The 23,975-nt window shown below is 30.2% G+C and carries 21 protein-coding genes; 5 read left to right on the forward strand and 16 right to left on the reverse strand.

Going from position 1 to position 23,975, the window contains the following annotated elements; translation table 11 throughout:
• Positions 1-62 precede the first annotated feature (62 nt).
• Positions 63-722, forward strand: a complete 660-nt coding sequence (upp, locus tag E1J38_RS04090) for a uracil phosphoribosyltransferase (RefSeq protein ID WP_133355713.1) — start codon at positions 63-65, stop codon at positions 720-722.
• Here upp and E1J38_RS04095 read toward each other — a convergent pair.
• Positions 693-1,634, reverse strand: a complete 942-nt coding sequence (locus E1J38_RS04095; RefSeq protein ID WP_133355712.1) for a DUF6427 family protein — start codon at positions 1,632-1,634, stop codon at positions 693-695. The two genes, upp and E1J38_RS04095, sit on opposite strands and share 30 nt — an antisense overlap.
• Before the next feature lie 39 nt (positions 1,635-1,673).
• On the opposite strand from E1J38_RS04095, the gene E1J38_RS04100 reads away from it, so the two are divergent.
• Positions 1,674-1,901 carry a DUF6341 family protein gene (locus tag E1J38_RS04100; protein ID WP_133355711.1) on the forward strand — a complete coding sequence of 76 codons (228 nt, stop codon included), beginning with the start codon at positions 1,674-1,676 and terminating at the stop codon, positions 1,899-1,901.
• Here the strand turns inward: E1J38_RS04100 and purD are convergent.
• Positions 1,896-3,167 (reverse strand): phosphoribosylamine--glycine ligase, encoded by a 1,272-nt coding sequence (gene purD, locus E1J38_RS04105; RefSeq protein ID WP_133355710.1) that lies wholly within the window; start codon positions 3,165-3,167, stop codon positions 1,896-1,898. The genes E1J38_RS04100 and purD overlap by 6 nt on opposite strands.
• Positions 3,168-3,251: 84 nt before the next feature.
• Between purD and E1J38_RS04110 the strand changes: the two genes are divergently transcribed.
• The 3 genes from E1J38_RS04110 to E1J38_RS04120 are packed head-to-tail and all read left to right on the forward strand — an operon-like array spanning position 3,252 to position 6,837.
• Positions 3,252-4,565, forward strand: a complete 1,314-nt coding sequence (locus E1J38_RS04110) for a phenylacetate--CoA ligase family protein (protein WP_186525812.1) — start codon at positions 3,252-3,254, stop codon at positions 4,563-4,565.
• Positions 4,566-4,570: 5 nt separating this feature from the next.
• Positions 4,571-5,665 carry a non-hydrolyzing UDP-N-acetylglucosamine 2-epimerase gene (gene wecB, locus E1J38_RS04115; RefSeq protein ID WP_133355709.1) on the forward strand — a complete coding sequence of 365 codons (1,095 nt, stop codon included), beginning with the start codon at positions 4,571-4,573 and terminating at the stop codon, positions 5,663-5,665.
• Positions 5,665-6,837 carry a glycosyltransferase family 4 protein gene (locus E1J38_RS04120; RefSeq protein WP_133355708.1) on the forward strand — a complete coding sequence of 391 codons (1,173 nt, stop codon included), beginning with the start codon at positions 5,665-5,667 and terminating at the stop codon, positions 6,835-6,837. The genes wecB and E1J38_RS04120 overlap by 1 nt, the downstream gene beginning before the upstream one ends.
• Here the strand turns inward: E1J38_RS04120 and E1J38_RS04125 are convergent.
• The 14 genes from E1J38_RS04125 to E1J38_RS04190 all read right to left on the reverse strand — a co-directional run bounded on the left by E1J38_RS04125 (position 6,812) and on the right by E1J38_RS04190 (position 23,975).
• Entirely contained in the window at positions 6,812-8,221 is a 1,410-nt protein-coding gene (locus E1J38_RS04125) for an exopolysaccharide biosynthesis polyprenyl glycosylphosphotransferase (protein WP_133355707.1), read from the reverse strand. The genes E1J38_RS04120 and E1J38_RS04125 overlap by 26 nt on opposite strands.
• Positions 8,222-8,228: 7 nt before the next feature.
• Positions 8,229-9,215, reverse strand: coding sequence for a UDP-glucuronic acid decarboxylase family protein (locus E1J38_RS04130; RefSeq protein ID WP_133355706.1), 987 nt, complete (start codon positions 9,213-9,215; stop codon positions 8,229-8,231).
• 567 nt (positions 9,216-9,782) lie between these two features.
• Positions 9,783-11,180 carry a UDP-glucose 6-dehydrogenase gene (locus E1J38_RS04135; protein WP_133355705.1) on the reverse strand — a complete coding sequence of 466 codons (1,398 nt, stop codon included), beginning with the start codon at positions 11,178-11,180 and terminating at the stop codon, positions 9,783-9,785.
• A 25-nt stretch (positions 11,181-11,205) separates the two neighbouring features.
• Positions 11,206-13,158: a polysaccharide biosynthesis protein gene (locus E1J38_RS04140; protein WP_133355704.1), complete on the reverse strand. Its 1,953-nt coding sequence runs from the start codon at positions 13,156-13,158 to the stop codon at positions 11,206-11,208.
• Positions 13,159-13,194: 36 nt separating this feature from the next.
• Positions 13,195-14,331, reverse strand: coding sequence for a DegT/DnrJ/EryC1/StrS family aminotransferase (locus tag E1J38_RS04145; RefSeq protein ID WP_133355703.1), 1,137 nt, complete (start codon positions 14,329-14,331; stop codon positions 13,195-13,197).
• Positions 14,321-14,932, reverse strand: a complete 612-nt coding sequence (locus E1J38_RS04150; RefSeq protein WP_133355702.1) for an acetyltransferase — start codon at positions 14,930-14,932, stop codon at positions 14,321-14,323. Before E1J38_RS04150 ends, E1J38_RS04145 begins: the two co-directional genes overlap by 11 nt.
• Positions 14,932-15,537, reverse strand: coding sequence for a sugar transferase (locus tag E1J38_RS04155; RefSeq protein WP_133355701.1), 606 nt, complete (start codon positions 15,535-15,537; stop codon positions 14,932-14,934). Before E1J38_RS04155 ends, E1J38_RS04150 begins: the two co-directional genes overlap by 1 nt.
• The gene (locus E1J38_RS04160) at positions 15,530-16,687 is read right to left on the reverse strand and encodes a glycosyltransferase family 4 protein (RefSeq protein ID WP_133355700.1); all 1,158 of its coding nucleotides are present in this window, start codon (positions 16,685-16,687) and stop codon (positions 15,530-15,532) included. Before E1J38_RS04160 ends, E1J38_RS04155 begins: the two co-directional genes overlap by 8 nt.
• Positions 16,688-17,814: 1,127 nt before the next feature.
• Positions 17,815-18,576, reverse strand: coding sequence for a formyl transferase (locus E1J38_RS04165; protein WP_133355698.1), 762 nt, complete (start codon positions 18,574-18,576; stop codon positions 17,815-17,817).
• The gene (locus tag E1J38_RS04170) at positions 18,573-19,544 is read right to left on the reverse strand and encodes a polysaccharide deacetylase family protein (protein WP_133355697.1); all 972 of its coding nucleotides are present in this window, start codon (positions 19,542-19,544) and stop codon (positions 18,573-18,575) included. Before E1J38_RS04170 ends, E1J38_RS04165 begins: the two co-directional genes overlap by 4 nt.
• Entirely contained in the window at positions 19,534-20,601 is a 1,068-nt protein-coding gene (locus tag E1J38_RS04175) for a glycosyltransferase family protein (protein ID WP_133355696.1), read from the reverse strand. The genes E1J38_RS04170 and E1J38_RS04175 overlap by 11 nt, the downstream gene beginning before the upstream one ends.
• Positions 20,598-21,521, reverse strand: coding sequence for a glycosyltransferase family 2 protein (locus E1J38_RS04180; protein WP_133355695.1), 924 nt, complete (start codon positions 21,519-21,521; stop codon positions 20,598-20,600). Before E1J38_RS04180 ends, E1J38_RS04175 begins: the two co-directional genes overlap by 4 nt.
• Entirely contained in the window at positions 21,511-22,734 is a 1,224-nt protein-coding gene (locus E1J38_RS04185; protein ID WP_133355694.1) for an O-antigen polymerase, read from the reverse strand. The genes E1J38_RS04180 and E1J38_RS04185 overlap by 11 nt, the downstream gene beginning before the upstream one ends.
• Positions 22,731-23,975: a lipopolysaccharide biosynthesis protein gene (locus E1J38_RS04190; protein WP_186525813.1), complete on the reverse strand. Its 1,245-nt coding sequence runs from the start codon at positions 23,973-23,975 to the stop codon at positions 22,731-22,733. Before E1J38_RS04190 ends, E1J38_RS04185 begins: the two co-directional genes overlap by 4 nt.

The raw sequence follows: 23,975 nt of genomic DNA on the forward strand, positions 1-23,975 counted from the left end.
ATTTTAAAGAGCAAATATACTTTAATTTAATAACTTTACTTGTGAAACAATACTCACTTTTTATGCAAGTTCACAACATTTCTAAACAAAATTCAGTGCTCAATACATTCCTTTCAGAAATTAGGGATATTGGTATTCAAAAAGATGCTATGCGTTTTAGAAGAAACATAGAGCGCATAGGTGAAATTCTAGGTTATGAGCTGAGTAAATCTTTACAATACAAAACCTCTACTATTGAAACTCCTTTAGGGAGTTGTAACATTAATTCATTAGAAAATGATATTGTTTTATGTTCTGTTTTACGAGCGGGGGTACCTTTACATAATGGTTTACTAAACTATTTTGATAAAAGTGAAAATGCCTTTATTTCGGCTTACAGACACCATAAGGACAACCCTGAAAGTTTTGAAATTATTGTTGAATATTTATCTTGTCCAAATCTGGAAGGTAAAACGCTCATTTTAGCAGATCCTATGTTAGCTACAGGACAATCTATGGTTGCTACGTATAAAGCTCTTAAACCTTTTGGAGAACCCAATGACATTCATTTAGTTAGTGTTATTGGCTCAAGTGATGGCGTTGCATTTGTTAAAAATCAATTTAATAACAATGCCCATTTATGGATTGCGGCTATTGATAAAACACTAAATAGTAAAGGATATATTGTTCCAGGGTTAGGTGATGCTGGAGATTTAGCTTTTGGTAAAAAATTGCAACACTAACAATACTAAAGGCAATACCGCTAGAAGAGATAAAAATACTTCTTTAAACCATTTTTCTTTAATTGTTTCAATGTAATTAGTGATTATTATTGATAAAGGTGCAAATAAAAATAAGAACTCACTCCCGCTTTTATCTGGTGCCTGTAATACAATAATAAAAGAAATCACCCCAGCCAAAATTATAATTTTAAATGATGCCCTATAGGCCCTTTTCTGCTTTTTGATATTCTGTAAATAAAACACTGAAGACCATGCTCCAAACGATAACAAAGTGGTTATGGAAACCAAATACATAATGGAATTATATCTACTAAAATCATAGCTTGAAGTTGGTGAAATATTCAATACTTCAAAAAAACTATCATAACAAACTACCGAAACTCCTATTGAAATAACAATAACTGTAACAACTCCTATAAACGGAATTATCCAATGTCTTATATTATTATCTGTGTAAAGCATTAATGCCAAAAGAATCAACACAAAAAACAAAATGGCCCAAAAGAAAAACAATGATGCTACGGCTATCCAAAAAGCAGCATCAAAAAGTTTTCTTTTTTCATTTCTTTGAGAGCGTAGGCTCATAATTCTTCTTAATCCTAAAATCATAAAAAAATTAGCAAAAAGAATATTTGCATTAATTGTTGTGCTTGGAATTAGCAACAAGAATAAACTAAATAGTAAAATTTCGTAATTGTTCAACTTGGTTAAACTATTCTTACTTACTATAAAATTTAAAAGAAGTATTGTGAAATAACAGGTAAGAAGTAAACCTAGTTGTTTAGCTACATAAAGTACCGATAGAGATTCTTTTATCAATTCAACTCTAGCAATTATAAATGCTAAAAACATGATAAAAAAAACAATAATAAAATTTACTGGCTTAGATTTACTAAAAATACTTGTAATCATTAACTGTTTTTGTATTTTTGCCTCGTAAATATACTAATCATGAAAGACTTCTTTTACGCAATACAAGATTTATTTGTTAATGTTCTATTTGCACCTTTTGATGCATTAAGAGCACTAGAATTAGACAACTGGTGGTTAGCCAACACTATTTCTTGGATTTTTACTATTGTATGTTTAGTTGCTATTATTTTTTGGATGAAGCAACTAAAAATATTTAATGACAATAACGAAGAAGATAAAACGGTTTCTTCGCATTCTTTTTTATAGGTCGAAACCGATATCTTTACGATAATACATCTTATCAAAATGTAGTTTTTCTATACTTTGGTAAGATTTTTTTATGGCCTCTTGGTAAGTATTACCATAAGAGGTAATAGAGATAACACGCCCACCAGAGGTTACTACCTTCCCGTCTTTTAATTGGGCTCCCGCATGAAATGGAATGGATTCTTTAATAGTGTCTATTCCTGTTATTTCTTTACCCTTTTCGTAAGCTTCAGGGTAACCACCAGAAACTACCATGATAGTTGTAGCAGCTCGATTATCAATTTCAATATCAATGGTATTTAAAGTGCCTTTTGCCATTGCTTGAAGCACTTCAACTAAATCATTTTTAAGTCTTGGAAATACCACTTCAGTTTCTGGATCTCCCATTCTCACATTGTATTCTATCACTTTAGGGTCATCTCCAACTTTAATTAGTCCAATAAATACAAATCCTACATAAGGCAATTTGTCTTTTTTAAAACCTTCTATTGTTGGTTTTACAATGCGTTCCTCAATTTTACTTAAAAACTCGTTGGTAGCAAATGGTACTGGCGAAACCGCTCCCATACCTCCGGTATTTAATCCGGTGTCGCCTTCTCCAATACGTTTATAATCTTTTGCTGTTGGAAGTATTTTGTAGTTACTCCCATCTGTTAATACAAAACAGCTTAGTTCAATACCATCTAAAAACTCTTCAATAACTACTTTGGTACTTGCTGCTCCAAATTTAGCATCAACCAGCATGCTTTTTAATTCGGCTTTAGCCTTATCCAAATTATTTAAAATAACAACCCCTTTTCCTGCTGCTAACCCATCTGCCTTTAAAACATAAGGCGGCTTTAAGGTTTCTAAAAAAGCATAACCTTGTTCAACCGTTTCTTTTGTAAAACTTTCATAGGCAGCCGTGGGTATATTATGACGAATCATAAACTCTTTAGCAAACTCTTTACTCCCTTCTAATTCAGCTGCTTTTTTCTGTGGTCCAATTACAGGAACATGTTTGATAGTTTCATCATTCAAGAAAAAATCATGAATACCTTTAACTAGTGGGTCTTCTGGCCCAACAACAACTAACTCAATTTGCTTCTCTAAGACTAGGTTTTTAATGCCCTCAAAATCGGTTACTCCTATATTCACATTAGTTGCAATTTCAGCAGTTCCTGAATTACCCGGAGCTACATATAACGCTTTACATAATGGACTTTGAGCTATTTTCCAAGCAAATGTATGTTCTCTTCCTCCAGAGCCTAAAACTAAGATGTTCATTGTGTTGATTTTTTGTTGTGCAAAAATAGAATTAATGCCTCTAATACACGAATATTTTTTAGTTACTTTACAAATATTTGTCTTATGGTGAACTTATTTGATTTTTCATTTAAACTTAAAGGCTTTCCTTTAAAAAGAGCAAAACAGCTATTAATTGATATTCAAAATATTGATGAAAACCACTATTTAGCTTATGTAGAAAAGAAGAAAAAGGAAATTGTTTCTTATCATTTAAAACATAATAATTTTTATAATAGTTTTGCTAACGATGCTAATCCTAAGGATTGGAGTAGTATTCCAGTAATGACCAAAACAGATTTACAACACCCTTTAGAGTCTCTCTTTTCAAATGGTTTCACTAAAAAAAATGTTTACATCGATAAAACCTCAGGAGCTTCAGGTCACCCTTTTATCTTTTCAAAAGATAAATTCTGTCACGCCTTAACATGGGCTATCATTCAAGATAGGTTTGGTTGGCATAACGTTAATTTCAACAATTCTAAACAAGCACGTTTCTATGGTATTCCATTGGACAAAAAAGGATACTTCAAAGAAAAAGCAAAAGACTTTGTAGGGAACCGAATTCGATTTAATGTGTTTGACCTAAGTGATAAAGCTCTAAAGAATTGGTTAAAAACTTTTAAGTCTAACGAATTTGATTATATAAATGGCTATACCAGTTCTATTGTACAGTTTGCTAAATTTCTGAAAAGACAAAATATTATTCTTAAAAATATCTGCCCATCATTAAAAGTTTGCATGGTTACCTCTGAAATGCTTTTTTTTGAGGATAGGTTGCTTATGGAAAAACAATTTGGAGTACCAGTAGTCAATGAGTACGGTGCCTCTGAATTAGATTTAATTGCTTTTGAAAACCTCAAAAAAGAGTGGATTGTTAACAGTGAGACTCTTTTTGTAGAAATACTTGATAAAAACAACAATATATTACCTTTAGGTAAAGAAGGTAGATTGGTTATTACATCACTATATAATAAATCACAACCTTTTATTCGTTATGACATTGGAGATACTGGTGTACTTTCAAAAAAGAGTACTGTTAAAAAACCTCTTCTTGAAAAGTTAGTTGGTAGAACAAATGATATAGCTTTGCTTCCTAGCGGGAAAAAAGCACCAGGGTTAACTTTTTATTACGTCACTAAAAGTATTATTGAAGAAGACACTCAAGTGAAAGAATTTATAATTGAACAGCATAAAAAAGATTCCTTTAAAGTTTTATATGTTAGCTCAGAAAATTTATCTAAAAGTCAAATGAATAATATTAGCTCTGAAATGGAAAAGTATCTTGAAAAAGGGTTGAATATAAGCTTTGAAAGACAGGAACGATTAGTTCGATCTAAAAGTGGTAAATTAAAACAGTTTTCATCCTACTTAAATTAAAATTAATGACTATTACCCTTGTTGCTGGTGCCAGACCTAATTTCATGAAAATAGCTCCAATTATTGATGCTATTGAAAATAAAAAATCTTTAGGTTTTGATATTAATTATAGGTTAGTGCATACAGGACAACACTATGATAAAAACTTAAGTGACACTTTTTTTAAAGAGTTAAATATTCCCTTTCCAGATATTAACCTAGAGGTTAAAAGTGGATCTCAAGCACAACAAACCGCTGCTATAATGGTGGGGTTTGAAAAAGAACTTCAAAAACACCCTTGTGACTTGGTAATGGTGGTTGGCGATGTTAACTCTACTATGGCTTGTACTATTGTTGCTAAAAAGGCCGGTATAAAAGTAGCCCATGTTGAAGCAGGTATACGGTCTGGAGACATGAATATGCCTGAAGAAATTAATAGAATCCTCACTGATAGTTTAACCGATTATTTTTTTACAACTTCAGAATATGCCAATAAAAACTTGACGAACCAAGGTGTACAAACAAACAATATTTTTTTTGTGGGCAATGTCATGATAGACACCTTGCTCAAAAATGAGCATCGATTTAAAAAACCTGAAATTTGGAACACATTAAATCTTGAAGAAAAAAAATATTTAGTTCTCACACTTCATAGGCCCAGTAATGTAGATGAGGAAAATCAATTAAAAGCTTTGATTAGCCAAATTAAAATGGAAGCCAAAGATTACCCTATAATTTTTCCGGTTCATCCAAGAACCAAAAAACTACTAAATGGCTTAAACCTAAATTTTAAAAATCTTCACTACACAAATCCTTTAGGATATTTAGAGTTTAATTTTTTGGTGAAACATTCTTTAGCTGTTTTAACTGATTCTGGTGGTATTACCGAAGAAACTACTGTTTTGAATATTCCTTGTTTTACGCTGAGAGATACAACAGAACGACCCGAAACTTGTAATATTGGCACCAATGTTTTAATTGGAAAAGACTTTAACAAGCTTTCTAATGCTTTCTCCAAACTGTTTTCTAGACAATGGAACAAAGGCACAATTCCAGAACTTTGGGATGGTAAATCAGCTGAGCGTATAATTAATCATCTTATTGAGATTTATAAATTATAATGAAAGATATTTTAATTGTAACAAATTATTTTCCCCCTGAGACTGGTGCAGCATCTAATAGAATATCACATTTAGCTGAAGGCTTACAAAAAAGATATTTTAATGTTTCGGTCATAACGCCATTACCCAATTATCCTAAAGGAAAAATATTTGATGACTACAAAGATGTATTTAGGTTTTCATCAACTGAAAATAATATACAAATACACCGTTTGTGGGTTTACGCTAGCAACTCAAAAAATAAGTTCCTCAGATTATTTTCAATGTTATCGTACAGCTTAAGTTTAATTTGGTTTTTTATAACCAATAAAATTCCTAAAACCGTTATTATTCAATCTCCTCCTCTTGTAGTAGCATTCACCTCAACCTTGTTTTTAAAATTTAAAAACAGAAAACTCATTTTAAACGTAAGCGATCTTTGGCCTTTGGCAGGTTTAGAGTTAGGTGCCTTCAAAAAGAACTTTGCTTATAGGTTACTCGAGAAAATTGAAAAGTTTAATTATGAAAAAGCTGATTTGGTTTTAGGACAAAGTGAAGAAATTTTGAATCATATAAAATCCATCCTACCAAATAAAAATACTTTTCTATACAGAAATTATCCTAAGATTATAACACCTGAAATTAACTCAAAATCCTCTTCAAATAATAAAATAAAATTAGTCTATGCAGGTTTATTGGGTGTTGCTCAAGGTATTCATAAATTATGTCAAGAATTGGATGTCTCTAACATTGAATTTCATATTTATGGTGATGGGGCTGAACGTGCTCAAATTGAAAATTTTATTAAAATTAATAAAGAGATTCCAATATATTATCACGGTGAACTATCTAGAAATGAATTACATAAAGAGATTCCAACATATGATATTACCATCATTCCTTTATTAAATAGAATTTATGGTTCTGTTCCTTCTAAAATCTTTGAATATGCTAAATTAGGAATCCCTATTATTTATTTTGGAGGGGGAGAGGGAGAAAATATTGTAACAGAAAATAAATTGGGGTGGGTTGTTAAAGTAGGAGATTATGCAAACTTGAATCATGTTATATCAAGCATTGATAAAACCGAATTGAGCTCTTTAAAACATTTGATTAAAAAAACTGCAGACACTAAATTTGATTTTGATTTACAGTTTGATGGTTTAATTAATAAGCATTTTTATCTCCTTTAAAAATATTTATTATAGTTTGAAAAATGATTTTAAAGTCCAATAACAACGACCAATTCTCAATATAGAATATATCATATTTAATTCTGTTAATGATATCAACATCGTTTTCAATTTCACCCCTATATCCTTTGATTTGAGCTAATCCAGTTATACCCGGTTTAACATGATGTCTGAAAATAAAATCATACTTATCTATTTTCTTCGAGTACTCCTCTGTAAATGATAACATATGGGGACGAGGGCCAACTAAACTCATATCTCCTATAAGAACATTAATAAACTGTGGGAGTTCATCAATACTTGTTTTACGTAAAAATCTACCAATTTTTGTGACCCGAGAATCATTTTGTTTAACATAAGTTCCGCTCACTTCTTCAGTGATATATAGTGACCTGTATTTATAGCAATTAAATTCTTTATAATTAATTCCATTTCTTCTATGCTTGTAGAATAGAGGCCCTTTAGATTCTATTTTTATTAAAATAAATAAAATTATAGAAAGCCATGATAAAACTAAAACAACAACAATTAAAGAAAATAAAATATCAAAGTTCCTTTTAATCAACTTGTTAAATTCATTATTTAAGGAGACTTCCTGAATAGATAAAACGGGAAGATAATTATAATAATCTACATGTAATCTTTTTGTGAAAAACTTAAAATTACTTGGTACAAACTTAATATTGAAATTATTCATATTTGAACATTTCACAAATTCATTCACTTGTTTTTCACTAAGTTGATCTATAGCGCAATATATCTCATCAATTTGAGTATTGTTTCTTAAAAAAGAAAAACTTTCCTCTATTGTTCCATCGCTTTTAATACTTTTATCAGCATTAAATAAACCTTTTATATTGTAGCCTAATTCCTTTTTTTGATTAAAAATTTTTAGAATTTCCTTTACACTTTCTCCTCCACCTACAATAACAATATTTCTTTGATTCCCTTTTAAATATGCACGAACAGCTTTTAAAGCATAATAACTTGACAATTTTAAGAACGCAATGGCTAAAAAAGAATACAATAAATAATTTAGGGTAGTAAAAGCTGACAAGTTTATACTTCTAAAAACACCTAGAAAGGCATAAACTATTACCCCATAAATTAAAAATTGTTTTACTAATAAAGAGAAAATTTTTAAAACTGAAGTATACCTATAAACTTTATAAAAGTTTATAAAAAATGTCGAAATCAACCAAAGTAAAACGGAATATATACAATATAGAAGATTTTTGTTATTTAAAAAATCTGAAGAAAAAAAGTATAAACTCCCATCATTAAAATCAAGCATATAAAATGCTAAAACATTAATAATGAAAATGTCATAAATAATTAGTGCAGGTCTTAACAACCAAGAATACCTACCTCGAACATGGCCCATAATACAACTACTTGTTTATATAATCAGAAAAGTCTTTATGTTCACTTCTATACAACTCTTCTTTAGTCAAACCTTTAAAGTATTCAAAAGTTCTCTTCATTCCTTCAGCTCTATTTACCTTTGGCTCCCATTTTAATAACTTACTTGCTAATTCTATATTAGGTTGTCTTTGCATAGGATCATCAACCGGTAAATCTTTGAAAACTACTTTTTGAGATGTCCCTGTAAGTCCAATAATCTCATTGGCAAAATCCTTAATAGTCGTTTCATGAGGATTACCAATGTTTACTGGATAAGAGTAGTCACTTAATAGTAATCTATAAATTCCCTCAACTTGATCATCTACATAGCAAAATGAGCGTGTTTGCAAACCGTCTCCAAACACGGTTAAATCTTCACCTCTAAGTGCTTGACCCATAAATGCCGGAACTACCCTACCATCATTTAGACGCATCCTTGGGCCATAAGTATTGAAAATTCTTACTATTCTGGTTTCTAAACCATGAAATCTATGATAAGCCATAGTAATAGATTCCATAAATCGTTTTGCTTCATCGTAAACTCCTCTAGGACCAATTGCGTTTACATTTCCATAATAATCTTCAGATTGCGGATGTACCAAGGGATCTCCATAAACCTCAGAAGTAGATGCTATTAGAATTCTCGCCTTTTTAGCCATAGCTAATCCTAGTAAGTTGTGAGTACCCAAAGAACCGACTTTTAAAGTTTGGATAGGGATTTTTAAATAATCTATGGGGCTAGCGGGTGACGCAAAATGAAGAATGTAATCTAAATCATTAGCTACCTCTATAAAATCAGTTACATCATGTTCTATAAACTGAAAATTCGCATTTTCAAGTAGATGATTGATATTTTTTTTATCGCCTGTTATGAAGTTATCCATCCCAATAACATAAAAACCTTCTGCAACAAACCTATCACATAAATGTGATCCTAAAAATCCAGCAGCACCAGTAATTAAAACACGCTTCAATCTTAACTTTTTAATTATTAATTTTTTCAGTTAACAAATTTAAGGGAATAACTTCAAAATCATTGCTTCTCTTTTGATAATCTTCACCACCATAAATGACCTTAAAACCTGAGTTCCATTTTAAAAATACTGATTTTGAAATAGTTAAAATGCAATGTCAAGAAAAAGCTGTCATTCCGAACGAGGTACGAGGAGGAATCTCATAATTATGAGATTTCTCGTCATTCGTTCTTCACTCCCCGCCTACCGGCCGGCAGGTGTCGAAATGACAAACATTTAGAGAACAGGGATTTGCGGTTGTTTTAAGTATTTAAATAATAATAGAAACTCAGGTTTAAAAATAAGTACAATTTCGGAATTAAATTCAGAAATTGTACTTATTTATGTGTGTTACCAATGTCTAATTCATTTTAGCACACAGTTTTTTAGTCATTTTTTGAGATTCTTCAGAATCACACTTTCTATCATTGTAAAGATCCCCAGTTATCTGGAAACACAGCAATCCCATGAAAAGAAATTTCTAACAAAAAAAATGCTTCTACCTAAGCCTCAGGATCTCAATAACATTTATCCTTTACCAATTGTATAACATTCAAAACCTATGGTCTTCAAATACTCCATATCCAGAATACCACGACCATCAAAGATAAAGGCCGGTTTTTGCATATCATCGTAAATCTGTTGCCAATTATATGTTTTAAACTCATCCCATTCGGTCAGTACAGCAATAGCATGGGCATTTTCACAAACTTCATAAGGATTATTATCAACTTTCAATAAAGCTCTATTTTCTTCTTCTGAACGTGAATTCAAATAATCTAAATCGGCATAAATACGCTCTTCTGTTACTTTAGGATCATATACCGATATAAGTGCTTGTTCATTTAACAAATTGTTGGCTACCTTGATTGCCGCCGATTCTCTGGTATCATTGGTGTCTTTCTTAAATGCCCATCCTAAAAACGTTATTTTTTTACCAGAAACCGTATTGTATAGTGTACTTACTATTTTATTAGAAAATCTGTTTTTTTGATGTTCATTAATTAAAATGACCTGCTCCCAATAATCAGCTACTTCATTTAAACCATAACTCTTGGCTATATACACAAGGTTTAAAATATCTTTTTGAAAACAAGAACCGCCAAAACCAACTGAGGCATTCAAAAATTTAGGGCCTATTCTACTATCCATACCAATGGCTTTTGCGACTTCATTTACATCTGCTCCTGTTTTTTCACAAAGCTCTGAAATTGAATTTATTGATGATACTCGTTGCGCTAAAAAAGCATTAGCCGTTAATTTAGACAATTCTGAAGACCAAACTTTGGTAGTTAAAATTCTTTCCTTTGGAACCCAATTGGCATATATATCTACTAAAGCATCTATTGCTTCATTACCATCATTAGACCCTACATCACCCCCAATCAACACACGGTCTGGATTTAATAAATCTTGAACAGCGGTTCCTTCTGCCAAAAACTCAGGATTTGATAGTATTTGGAAGTTTACCCCATTACCTGTATTATCTAAAATACTCTTTAATGCCTCAGCGGTTCTCACTGGAAGTGTAGATTTTTCAACAATAATTTTATCTTGTTTGGCCACTTTAGCTATTTGGCGTGCACATAATTCAATATATTTTAAATCTGCCGCCATACCTTTTCCTTTACCATAAGTTTTAGTGGGCGTATTTACAGATATAAAAATCATCTCAGCTTCATCTATAGCCCTTTCAATGTCCGTTGAGAAGAAAAGATTTTCTCCTCTTGTTTTATTAACTATTTCTGCTAGACTTGGCTCAAAAACAGGCAGGTTTTCTAAATTTTTATCGTTCCATGCATTAATTCTCTCTGGATTAATATCGACAACTGTTATGATGATTTGTGGGCATTGCTTCGCTATAACAGCCATGGTAGGGCCACCTACGTAGCCTGCACCTATACAGCAAATATTTTTTATTTTCATTTATTATGTATATCAGTATATGATTTTAAACTTGTTCTTTGGAATCCAAAATTTCATATTCGGAATTTAGACTTATATATTCTGGAACAAGTTCTTTTAACTTTTTTATGATTTCAGTAATCTCATTCTTGTTAGATGAACTAACAATTTTTTTAATACTTTCATTAACAAATTTATAATCATCACTATTCTCTTTAACAATCATAATTTTTTCGTGATATGTAGGTAAGGTTATTGACTTATCATTGAGCAGTTCTTCATATAACTTTTCCCCAGGTCGCAGGCCAATCGACTTTATTTCCATTGTCTTATTAGGAATAAACCCTGCTAACCTTATCATTTTGTGAGCCAAATCCAATATTTTAACTGCTTTTCCCATATCAAAAATAAATATCTCTCCACCAGAGCCCATACTACTTGCTTCCATTACTAATTGACAAGCCTCAGGAATAGTCATAAAATATCTTATAATATCAGGATGCGTTATTGTTACAGGGCCTCCAGAAGCTATCTGTTCTTTAAATAATGGAACTACGGACCCGTTAGAACCTAAAACATTGCCAAATCTTGTAGTTATGAATTTAGTACAATTCTCTTTACTCTTTAACGAATTATATAATGATTGAACATACATTTCTGCTGCTCTTTTAGTAGCACCCATAACATTGCTAGGATTAACTGCTTTATCAGTAGAGATCATAATAAACCTATCAACATTATACTTAACTGATAAATCAGCCAAATTTTTAGACCCTTGTATGTTTGTGCTTACGGCCTCGGTAGGATTATTTTCCATTAAAGGGACATGTTTATATGCAGCACAATGATAAATAATCTCAGGATGGTATTCTTTAAAAATAAACTCTAAAGCTTTCTTATTCCTAATATCGGAAACCAAAGGAACGAATTCAATATTATCAAATTTCTTTGTAAACTGTAATGTTAAATTATGTAATGCTGATTCGGCTTGTTCTACAACCAACAAGCATTTTGGCTTGAAACGCCCTAATTGGTTAACAATTTCAGCTCCAATCGAACCAGCTCCTCCAGTAACAAGAATAGTTCTTCCTTTTATAATATTTAAAATATTTATATTATTTATTTCAATAGGTTTACGCCCTAAGAGATCTTCAATCTGAATGTTTCTAATTGTATCATTAACTCCACTATTCAAATCAATTTCAGATATCGAAGGAGCTCTATAAATCTTAATATTATAATCAAGACATTCTTCTATACTTTTAGTATATATATTATTCTTTAAATCATCTTCGAGTACAATAATCCCAGTAGCATTATTAGCTCTAACTAAAACATGTACCTTTTTAGTAATATGTAAAATAGGAATTCCTAAAACCTGTTTTTTACTATTCAATTCATCATAATCAAGGAAGCCAACAACTTTAAAACGTTTAGGTAATTCATTTTCAATTGCTACAGCAAGAGAAATCGCACCTTGAGAAACTCCTAAAATAAAAACCTTTTCAAAATTAGGGTGTTCTTCAATTATAAAAAGAGCATAAATCTGTTTTATCAATAACCTATAAAGCAAAAGACCACAAAAAAGACCTAAAGAAAAAATAATTAAAAAGACAGGGGAAAAGAACACCTTACCAGTAAGCTTACTGCTAACAGCATTAATAATTAGAAGCGTGATTGCAGAAAATAAAGAAGAAAAAAACAATTTGGCTGCATCTACATAGCTGGAATGCCTAATAATTCCAACATATGTCTTGAATATTACAAAGAATAAGGCAGTTACAACTTCAACTAAAATTAGTAGATATAAAAACTCCTTATTAGCAAAAGAAGAAGTAAAATTAGATTCAATAAAAGAGGTCAGAAATAAAACGACAAGAACAACTTGAGCATCCCACCATAAAACAATCCACCTAGATAAGTACCCTACATCCTCAATTCCAAGCTTAAAAAGTGTGTTTTTTAATACAAGTTTTATTAGTTCCTTCAATCTATTCATCTAAACCCAATCAATTAATTAATAACTTTTACAAATTTAATGATTTATAAAATCTAAAATCGTTTTTCTTATAAATGCTTTATCTTTTGAAGAGAGATTGGAACCAGAAGGTAAACATAGGCCCTTTTTAAAAAGATTTTCACTTACCTTATCTCCATAATAAGGATAACTTTCAAAAACGGGCTGTAAATGCATTGGTTTCCATAAAGGTCTAGATTCAATATTATTTTTTAACAACTCTAATCTCAAATCCTCTCTATCAAAACCTGCTTTTTCTTTGTTTACTAATATACAAGTTAACCAATGGTTTGAAAAATAATCTTCGGTTGGTTCTTTAAATACTGTAATACCTTTGATGTCTTTAAAAAGTTCCTTATAAAACTGATTGTTTTGCCTTCTTAATGCTACATACTTATCCAATACCTCCATTTGACCCCTTCCAATACCAGCCAGCACATTGCTCATTCTATAATTATAGCCTATTTCACTATGCTGATAATGGGGCCCTTCATCCCTTGCCTGAGTAGCCAAAAAAACTGTTTTGGCCTTATCTTTTTCAGTCTTACAGACTAAAGCACCACCTCCTGAAGTCGTAATGATTTTATTGCCATTAAAAGATAAAATTCCAAAATCTCCGAACGTACCACACTTTTGGTCATTATAAACTGACCCTAAAGCTTCGGCTGCATCTTCTATTAAAGTGATTCCATATTTTTGAGCAACAGCGATGATTTCATCCATTTTAGTAGGCATACCATACAAATGCACAACAATAATAGCCTTTGGTTTTTTGCCTTTGGACATTCTATCTTTTATAGCTTCCTCTAAAAACTCTGGAGACATGTTCCAAGTATCTGGCTCACTATCTACAAAAATAGGTGTTGCTCCTTGGTACACTATCGGATTGGCAGAAGCCGAAAAGGTCATGCTTTGGCAAATCACCTGATCTCCAGCAGAAACCCCAGACATAATTAGTGCTAAATGTAAGGCTGCTGTTCCAGATGATAAACAAGCGACTTTTGTGTTTAGTTCTAAATACGATTCTAAATCTTGTTCAAAGCCATTAACATTGGGGCCTAATGGTGCTACCCAATTAGTATTAAATGCCTCATGTATATATTTTTGTTCTTCTCCTCCCATATGAGGAGAGGATAACCATATTTTATTGTTCATTATATTTAATTATTTTACCTGGGTTTCCTACTACCGTTGCAAAATCAGGAACATCTTCAATTATTACCGCTCCTGCTCCAATTATACTCCACTTACCTATTTTAGTTCCTTGTTTAACAACAGTATTAGCACCTATCATACTTCCTTCTCCAATTGTAACGTTACCTGTAATCGTCGCGTTTGGCGAAATATGCACAAAATCTTCTATGTAGCAGTCATGCTCAACAACTGCTGCGGTATTTATGATACAGTGATTACCAATGCTCGCTTCTGCATTAATAACAGCATTAGCCATTACAACAGTCCCTAAACCAATTTCACTATATTTAGAAACAATACTTAAATTGTGACAAGATTTAAAAAAATCTTGCTTAATTCTTTGTACTACCAGCTTCCTTAAGCTATTATCCCCAATTGACACCAAAAACTTTGAATCATTAGAAAACTCATTATGCTTCTCGTATTGTCCCAAGTACGGAATATCCAAAAAAGAATTCTTGTTGGTATCATCATCAAAAATACCTCCTAACGTGTCATTATTGGAATTGATTACATCTAAAACAACTTTAGCATGACCACTTGCACCAAATAAATATTTCATTAGTTACTTCCGTTAAATTTTATTGTAGTTGCTTGATTATTTGTATTAATACCTTCTGATTTAAAAACCTTAATAATGGTTTGTAAAATGATTTTAACATCCAATAAAAATGAAATATTCTCAACATACCACGTATCATATTCAAATTTTTTTGTCCAGCTTATCGCATTTCTTCCATTAACTTGCGCCCAACCTGTGATACCAGGTTTTACGATGTGTCTTTTTTTCTGTTGGTTATTATAAAGGGATAGATACTCAGGAAGTAAAGGCCTTGGCCCAACCAAACTCATATCTCCTTTAAGTACATTTATGAGTTGAGGCAATTCATCTAATGATGTTTTTCTAATTAATCTTCCCAAATTTGTTAATCGCTTTGCATCTGGCAATAAATTTCCATTTATATCTTTTTTATCGTTCATGGTTTTAAACTTTATTACCTTAAAAATTCGTTCTTTTTTTCCTGGCCTACTTTGAAAGAAAAAAACCGAGCCAGAATTATTGAAATACAAGATAACTATTAATAGGAAAATAATAGGACTAAACAAACACAACATAATGAATGCAGACACACTATCAATTATATTCTTTAAAAAAAACTTATACACTCTGTACTTCTTTATACTCTTTTAACAAACTATTAAGATAATAAGGGCGATTATATTTATCTACAATGGCTTGCCTTGAATTAGCTTTAATTCTATCATACTTCTGTTTATCTAGAAAATATGATTCCATTTCAGCAAGCAATTCTTCTATATTTTTAACTTTTACTACACTTCCATTAACATTATGAGTTATAATTTCATTACACCCATTAATGTCTGAAACAATACTAGGTAAACTCATTGCCCCAGCTTGCATAACAACATTAGGAAAACCTTCTCTATAGCTTGGAAACACTAATACATTAGAGATAGCAAAATATGGGCGCACATCTCTTTTATAACCAGTAGTGATAATGTTTTTATTATCCTTAATTATTTGTCTTGATTCTATTTCAATTGGATCAAGTTCGTCTTCAAAAGGACCAACTAGCAATAACTTTATATTACTGTATTTCTCATATAAAACCTTAAAAGACTCAAGAATTTCATTTATGCCCTTATCCCTCACTATTCTTCCTACAAAAATATATACGAAGTCTTTAGGTGTAATGTTTAATCTTTTTCTTAAATCATCTAAAACCCTGTTTTGTATTGAATCTATATTAAAATAATCTGTATTGATACCATTAGAACTGCCATTTCCAATGACCTTTAATTTGAGCCCTGAAGATAGAATTTGGTCTTCTATGATTTTCTTCAAACCAAACGAATTTGGATAAACCCTTTTGGCACAAGAATAAGTAAGCTTTTCAATATAAACCAATAACCTTCTCTTAAAACCCATGGTCTCTAACAACGGTAACCCTGCTACAGTATGCAACCTTATGGGAACATTAGCAATTCTAGCTGCCAACATACCTATTAAACCTGCCTTTGGCGTATGAGTATGAACTATAAAAGGTTTTGTTTTTATTAAATACCTTATGAGCTTAAATAAAGCTCGTAAGTCCTTTATAGGTGTGATTTTTCTAGTTAATTCTACATTGAAAACATTTACTCCTTCTTTTTCTCCAACCTTTTTTAAGTAATCAATATCTGAGGATATTGCCGTAACCTCATAATGGTTATTCATAAATCTTAATTGATCTTCCAGTAGCTTATCTAAAGATAATGGAACCGTAGTTATCCTAACTAGTTTTCTTTTATTCAAGCTGTTTTTCTGTTTTTTGAATATAAAACAAAAATATAAATATAAACATATAAGGTATAAACATTACACGCATTCTTGATGCTAATCCTAGATTGTACATATAAATACTATAAAAAAGAACACAAAAAACTACTGTAGCCAATATATAAATATGTTTCTTTATAAAGTTAATTGTCCTACTCTTTGTAAATGCATGATATATAAATCGGATGAAGACAATCATTACAATTAAATTTTCAAAAGAAATATAATGTTGATAAATACTTTTAGCATCAACAAACATGGGCCTAAACAACACCAAAAAGAATCTCTCAAAATAATTAGACCCTTGTAAATCTATTGATGAATTACCAGCATTTTGACTGTATTGTACCAATTTATTGAAGTTTGTTTTAAATTGTTGAAGATTCAAATTATTAAGCTTTAAAAAATCCAACAAAATTGGTGTGGCTACTAGAACAATTATTAAACCCCATATTAGGGTTTTAACTTTTTGTTTACTGGATGTATTATAGTTTAAAAAATAATGAATAAAATAAGCCCCTATCAAGATAACAAACAAGTAGGGTCTGACAAAGAATATTATACACACCAAAAATAAACTTATTAACGACGCCTTTTGATTTTTGAACACATCAAGAAATATAACACTCATTGCATAAAATATAATAGCCTCTTTAGTAAAACCCGCCGTCCAGAAATGAAGCGAGGGCAATAGTAAAACAAATAGCATTATATAATTGGCATAGGTGCTCTGGATATTGTTACGCTTAAAAAAATATAAGTAATTGCAGTAGCCTAAAAAACTAATGGTGCTGAAAAGTATAGATACGTTTAAATAGCTAATACCAATCTTTGCGAAAGGGTATGCTATAATAGACATGAGTTGGCTACCGTAAGGTTTAAATTCAAAGATACTTTGGGCTTCCAATGCATTTTGATAGAATAAAAAAGAATCTTTTTGATTCTCTATACTGGTTTGGTAATAAAATATTATAGCCGCAATATGAACTAATAATATTAGGATATAGGACAACTTTTGAGCTAGAGTCTTAAAACTTCTAATTTTTTGGAACAAATAACAGTATAACGCAATAAATATCACATAGAGCAACTCATTCATAATACTATTTTATTCCCTTAAAAACCCTGTAGTATAAATACTGACTTATTGTTGGATGATACCATAATTTACTTATTTCATTATTCTTATACGTATTAAAAGTCTTGTTTTCAAGACTTTTAATAGCATTTTTCATTAATACTATCCCTTTAACTAATTGTAATAATGGATAAGTAGTAAAATTATCATTAATTGTGACATCAATTGAATCTTGACCATAAATATCCCCCGTGTCAATTCCTTCATCTATTTTGTGTACAGTAACACCGCAATTGAATTTATCGTTACTTACAAGAGCCCAGTATCCCCCATGCACTCCTCTATATTTTGGTGTAATCCCTACATGAGTATTTAAAAAAACAGCATTCGTACATGAGAGAACTTTTTTACTAATGATTCTGGTACCATTTACTATAATAACATCTGGATTAAGATCTTTAATTAATTGAATTGTAGAAATGTTATTGACAGATTCAACTTCGGTAAAAATATTAGAATTAGAAATGCTATCTTTTAAATTGTTCTGGACTTTAATAGCCTTTCGTCTTCTTTTAGAAAGTATTCTTAAAACCTTGACTACTATAACTTGAAATAGAAGTTGATCTACAACTTTTAAAACGCCCAATCTTCTGATTCTTCGTTTTATTAGGGATATTTTAGGAACAGGTTTTTCGATAATTACCCTTAATATTTTAAATTCTTCTTTTAATGCATTATACATTATTCTTGAAGATTCACCATCTTGAATTAGCATTATTATTTTCATTGATTTTTTTTTACTGCTCCAATCATTGTAGTACTATTAAAATCATAATTACCCTTTAAAAACTTATAATGTTCTAAAACTTGAGTTAAAAAATTAAAATTTTCCCTTTCATTAGATCCAAAATTATGTGGGTGCCACCACAAATGATAATTCAATTTATTCTTCGCAGCATAAGTCATACTACTTTTTATTCTATTTAAGCGCAAGGGTTCAAACATTTTTAGTTTTTTATTGTAGGGTCTTAGAAATCGACTGGACGGCATATCAATCAAACCTTGCTCATCATTACTTTTAACCCTGAAACAATTATGTCCAGAAATATTTACATAAGAATCCATGAGCCTTAAAATTCTTCTAGAAAGGGCGTCGTTTTTTCCTTCCTTAGGAGAATAATACCATGACCTTTCATTACCTCTGTAGACTTTTATACCTAACGACTGTAATTCTTTATCATAAAATGAGTTATATTGATTTCGCGGAAATATTATACTCTCAATACGTAAATCTAACTTTTTTGCTATTAAAATAGCTTGATTTAAGTCATGATAAAAAGCTATGTTATCTTGCCCTTCTTCTTTGCAGTAATAATGCGAAAAGGTATGAGTGCATATTTCATGTTTATCTTCATCTAGTATCTTTTGTATCAAACTTAATCCAAAATTATATTTATCCGTATCTTCATTTTCACCTATGGATTCTAAATAACCGTTATATGGACTTAAATTTTTATCTAAATAATTGGGTTTTATTTTAGGTATATAATTAATCAGTTCCTCTCGGTCTTTTGCAAAAAGAAACCCAACTACCGCAAATGTGGCTTTAATGTCATATTCACGAAATAAATCCAATAACACTGGTAGAGTGTTATGAACATTTAAGATATTAGACCCATAATTTGCAATGGTCTTTTTATCTCTAACACCCCACATGAGTTCAAAATCTAAGGAAATAATTAACTTACCGGACATTCTTCACAGATTCTATGATATTTACATACTTTTCAGCATTGGACTGGATACAATAATAGTTTTCAATTATTTTTCTATTTCTTAAACCTATTTGTTTATAAAAACCTCTATTGTCTATTATTTCTTTAAAAGCATTAACCCAATTCTCAGTTGTATCAGCAAATAAATTTTCTTTATTAATATCTACCTTTAAATTAGCCTCAAAGGAACTAGAAATAGTTGGTTTTGCCATTGCCATATATTGTATTAATTTGAATGCGCATTTTCCTCGAGCAAAAGGAAAATCAATTAAGGGCATAATGCCAACATCTATAGTGGCAAGCTCGCTAATTTCAGTTGATGCTTCCCATTTAACCATTTTAAGAGGTATAGTTCCAAAATTAATCCCTTCTTTAGAATCATATCCTATTAATTTTAATTCAAAATTAATATTTTCATCATGAAGTACTTTTAATGCATCAACAATTAATCTTAAATGTAATGAGGTAGATGAAGAACCAATCCAACCAATAACAAATTTATCATTATTTTTTTCTTGTAATGACCTTTTATATTTTTTAAGATCGATTGATGTTGGAATTTCGATAATATTTGGGTTAAATCTTGAAGCGTAATCAGTCAAGTATGGACTTCCAGTAATAACAATTTTAGCATGTTTAATAACGTGAGCTATTTTGTTTTTAAATAGTGTTCTAATTATTCTGTTTTTATTACAATCATAGTCATGAAAAACAGCATCGTCAAAATCTACTATATACTTTATCCTAAATATTTTAAAGAATAAAGTGTTAAAAGGTAATAGTTTTGTGAACTCATATTGCAATATAACTACGTCATCTTTTTGTAAACAGGCCATTCTATACAACCTTCCCAAATATATTTTGAATAAATAAAGTATCCCCTTAATAGATTTTAAATTCTGTCCGGGAATATAGTTTTCATCAAAAAAAGGATAAACTTTAGTATTATATTGTTTAAAACAAGGAATATATTGGTAGATCCGATACCTGCTACTTGCGCCAGTTTCAGTATAAGTTGGAAATAATACTAATCTCATCCATTATTAAATTTATATTTATAAAGCATTTTAAATGCCTTTACAGTATTTCTATTTTCGGTTGGGTTTTTTATTAGGTTAAACAGAACTCTTGTAATAGGTTCTACTATAAATGTTAAAATTTGAATTATTATTCCCCAAAAATAACCATAATGCTTATGAATGAATTGAACTCTACTTCTTAAATTATAAAACAATGCAATGTGCGAAATTCCTTTAGTTGTACCTCTTCCATGGTGCAAAATTTCAATATCAGAATTGTAGTAACTTTTTAAACCAATTTTCCTTGATCTTAAACCAAAATCGGCATCTTCATAATAAACAAAAAATCTGGTATCAAATCCATTCAATTTTTCAAAAACAGATCTTTCCATTAACATATACGCCCCCATAACTTGATCTACAAATCTTGAAGATTTATGATCAAAATTTGTCATTAACGTTGCAGGTGTAAATATTTTCGGAAACACCTTAGACAAGCCCAGAATATCCCAAAATATCCTAATAGGAGTTGGGGTATTTGAGCATGAAATTTGAATTTTGCCATTCTCATTTCTATGCATTGTACCTAATATAGAAACTTCTGAATTTTTATTTAAAAATTTAATACTTTCTTGAAACGTATTTTCCTGTACTTCTGTATCAGGATTTAAAAATAATAGATGTGTTGATTTTTTTAATAATTCTGCACCTTGATTGCAAGCAAACCCAAATCCTTTATTTTCTCTATTCCGCAATATAATTAGTCTATCATCACCTACTTTATCCAAGTTAAGTGAATCATCTTTGGAATCGTTATCTACAATTACTACAGTTAGATTAATTTCATTCAAATCACTTCTAAATATTGAATTTACACAGTTATTTAGAATGCTTCCCGAATTAAAATTTACGATAATAATTCCTAAATTAATATTCATACTTGATAAAATATTTTGCCATATATACAAATAACCCCAGCTGTATCCATGTAGATAAAATTGAAACGTAGTTTTCTTCAAAAAATGTCATTGTTAAAGGAAAAAGCATTGTAGAATATCCTATCAACTTTCCAAATGATTTATTAGCTCCGATAAAAAAATGCGTGTGTAAAAATCCAATTAAAAACATAAAGAGTAAAGAGTAAATCACTCCAAAATCTTTAATCAATTTATAAAAAGCAGTATGAACATTAACCAAGTCTGGTACTTTAACATATCTTTCTACCAAATTTCCAGGAGACGTATCGCTTACACCAACTTTGTACAAAATGGCCTTTGGAAATCTTAATAAAATATCTCCGTACGTTATTGTATAAGATTCATTTAAAAACTTATCAAAAGCACTAAGGGGTAAAGAACCGTAAGAGTATAACAAATATTCTACTTTATCAATTGCAGAATAACTTTTAGATGAATTGTGTTCATTTGGCATAGACTTTTTCATGATGGTTGCCATCGTGATAAAAATTGCCAAAGTTATACCTACCGTTTTCAAAACCAATTTGATATTAATTTTGTTATAAATTGAATAAACACCTAGACAACTTATTAATAAGAATAAAAAGGTTCCTCTTGATGCTGATAGTACAGCAAAACTAAAAGCTATTAAAAACATTACTCCTAATCTTATTTTCAGTTTTAAGCTTTTTATGTCTCTATTATAAAAATCAGTTAAGAATAGTAACATTGAAAACACGGCAAATGTTATGGAATATTTAATCAAACCAATATCCACCCCCTCTACGGAAGTATAATACCGAAATAAAAGTAAATCAAAATAAGAGCCTGTAATTGACTTAATAGTTAGAATAAATTTTAAAAAGAAAACTATGTTCAAATAAAATAAAATTTTCAATACCCTTTTATTTAAAACCATTTTAACTCTATAATTGCTTCTATTTTTATTTAAGCCTCGAGCAATAATTCCGCCAAAAGAGAACAATAATATGACGCACAAAAAATAAGAAAGCACCTTTGCTGAAAGCACATTAGGCTTATAACTTAGTAAAAGATTATATATCAAATGCAGAAAAACAAAAAAGATCCACAAAAAACATAGGTATAAAGGAGGATAAAATATTTTCTTTGAAATTTTGTTATTTACAAAAGCCAAAACAAACACCAAAATCAAAAAAAATAAATAAAATATCATTGTTTGAAATGCTTTTTGGTTCCAAACACTATTAAAATCAAATAAACAACAGAGCACAATAATGAAATGTAGGCAGATGCAAACATTCCATATCTTGGAACTAAAATTATTCCTAACAATAATGTTAAAACAACTATAATCAGCATGTAAACTGATGTTTCAATTGTTCTATTAGACACTTCCATGTTTTTTTGCATTAAAATAGCTAATTGCCAAATATAACTACTTACGGCAAAAGGTATTATTAGTTTTTCTAGTTTTTCGAAATCGACACAAAAATTCAAATAAGTACATATAATGAAATTTTTAAAAAGATAAAGCCCTCCTAAAAAAAGAATAAACATTATTGAGAGATAAGTAATGGATTTTCTCATTGTTTTTTTATATCCTGCAAAGTTTTTCTCATTATAGTTTAAAATCAAAAGGGGCTGAACTATACTATTAAAAGGAACTGCTAAACTAGAAAACACTTTAAATACAATATCAAAAATAGCAGAGTATTTAGCTAGTACTATGGTCCCTAAGCTAAATTCAATAATATACCTATCAACACCGTTTGTAGTTGGTGAAAAAAACATCCAAATACTTAACGGAAAACCATATTTAAAAAAAATTTTGCTCCATCGCGTCTTTTCTTTAAAATTTAAATTTGGTTTTGGTAAATGACATCTTGTAAGCACACATAAGCCCACAATATAACTTAATAACACACCAAATAATAAACTATAAATTCCCTCCAGCGTAGGCAGAAAATAATACATCAAAAGAGGAACAACCAAAAAGGTTAATGCTCTCGAGATATCTGCAAAAATGTAAACCTTAGATTTTAAAACCGCTTGCTTTATCGATAAATTAACGGAATAAAAAAAGCTAAAAAAAAGACAGCCGACTGTTAAAAAAATTACGTTAAAATGTATTTCAGATATTAAAAAAAAGACAGAAAGCAAAAGAGCGGAAACTAAAAATGACTTGTATGTCATTTGAAATGCTTCTGAAGATATTTTACCTCTATTATTTTCTAAAGTAAAAAATCTTAAAACCCCTTGAACAATCCATCCGGTAGAGCCAGCCAATAACATTAAAAATGTAGTGTAAACATATATAAATTCTCCATATTCTTCTACACCAAAACATTTAATAAATAAAGGTATAGATCCTACTACAACGCCTGCACTAGTCACCTTGCCTATTAAATAAATAATGAAATTATACTCTAGTTTATATTTTAGTTTTAAACTCAA

Origin of the sequence: Seonamhaeicola sediminis (genome assembly GCF_004358095.2) — a bacterium.
Classification (GTDB): domain Bacteria; phylum Bacteroidota; class Bacteroidia; order Flavobacteriales; family Flavobacteriaceae; genus Seonamhaeicola; species Seonamhaeicola sediminis.